The 1,376-nt window shown below is 42.4% G+C and carries 2 protein-coding genes; both read left to right on the top strand.

Annotated features, from left to right (window positions below; genetic code table 11):
* The first annotated feature begins 216 nt into the window (after positions 1–216).
* Positions 217–402 carry a hypothetical protein gene (locus tag UF06_RS27510; protein WP_082069595.1) on the top strand — a complete coding sequence of 62 codons (186 nt, stop codon included), beginning with the start codon at positions 217–219 and terminating at the stop codon, positions 400–402.
* 344 nt (positions 403–746) lie between these two features.
* Positions 747–1,037 carry a YkgJ family cysteine cluster protein gene (locus UF06_RS23835; protein ID WP_080569473.1) on the top strand — a complete coding sequence of 97 codons (291 nt, stop codon included), beginning with the start codon at positions 747–749 and terminating at the stop codon, positions 1,035–1,037.
* Positions 1,038–1,376 lie beyond the last annotated feature (339 nt).

The raw sequence follows: 1,376 nt of genomic DNA on the forward strand, positions 1-1,376 counted from the left end.
CCAATATTTTGATTGTTTTCTTAATCAGATTTAGTGTAACTTCTGGTTTATCTTATTGAATTTGCATAACAAAGCATTTAAGACGGATTCGCAACGCTTGGCGGTTTTAGTGTAAATTCAGTTTTTGCGTTTTAAGTGGTTTGTCGAGGCGTTGGTGTTTAGCGTCGCTCACCACTTAATGCGGCGTTATGCTTAATCACGCAAAATCAGTGGGTTATGGTTCTTCTTTGTTCCTTTGGCTTTTCAGTTTTGAGTTTGTCGGCAAGTTGGCTTCAGTGGGCGCTATTTTCCGGACACTTGTTCTTTGGCGCTGGAAATTCAGAGAAATACCTCAATCAATTTTCGGGCAAGCGCGAGGTTATGGTGGTTGGCTCAATCAGCAATTTGATCTTAGGTTTTTGAGTATTAGCGGCCAAAGTTCAATGTCTGATTTTCAAAATCATGAGTCATTTCCGTTTTTTAGGTTGTGGCCTTTGCTTGTGAATCAAGGTCGAGTTAATCTTGGTTTTATCAAAACGTAAGTCATTGAAGCTTAAGCATAACAAACGGTTCAAGAGGGACAGCCAACGCGCGGCATTTTTACCATGCGTTAGTTTTTGTGGTTACGGTGTTATGCGGAAGCTTGGTAATGGCGTTGGCTGCCCCTTAACCGGGCGTTATGGCTATCAAGTTGAGTTCATCATTAATGTCGGTAAATTGGCTTAAATTGGAGTACTATTCTGCGATTAAACTCGCTGAAGAACTCGATGACAATCCCAATTAAAAATGTATCAAATCCGGAAATATCGTGCTCAAACTGCCATGCTTGTTGTTGCCGTTTGGAGGTTATGATCATTACCGATACAGGTGTACCAGAGCAACATATTGCATTCGATGAATGGGGTGGAGAAACGATGCTGCGTTTGTCAGATGGTTGGTGTTCAGCTCTAGATCGTGAAACGTTCATGTGCACAATTTACGAAAATCGCCCTTGGATTTGTCGAGAATTCGAAATGGGCTCTTACGAATGTCGAGATGAACGGATAGATCTTTCTTAAAGTTTTACCTAATAAATCAGTGAGTTGTTAGCCATAACAAACGGTTCAAGAGGGATTCCCAACGCTCGGTATTTTGGGTTTGATTCAGCTTTAGTGATTACGGCACAATGGTTTAGGTTGGGTGGTCTGCGTTGCTCACCCCTTAACGCGGCGTTATGCTTAATCACGCAAAGTCAGTGGTTTATGTTTTTTCTTTGTTCCCTCGGCTGGTTAGTTTTGAGTTTGTCGGCAAGTTTGCTTCAGTGGGCGCTGTTTTCTGGACACTTATTCTTTGGCGCTGGAAATTCAGAGCGTTGCCTCAATCAATTTTCGGGCAAGCGTGAGGTTAGGGCGGAAGGT

It is taken from the genome of Vibrio sp. S234-5 (assembly GCF_000960595.1).
Taxonomy (GTDB): Bacteria; Pseudomonadota; Gammaproteobacteria; order Enterobacterales; family Vibrionaceae; genus Vibrio.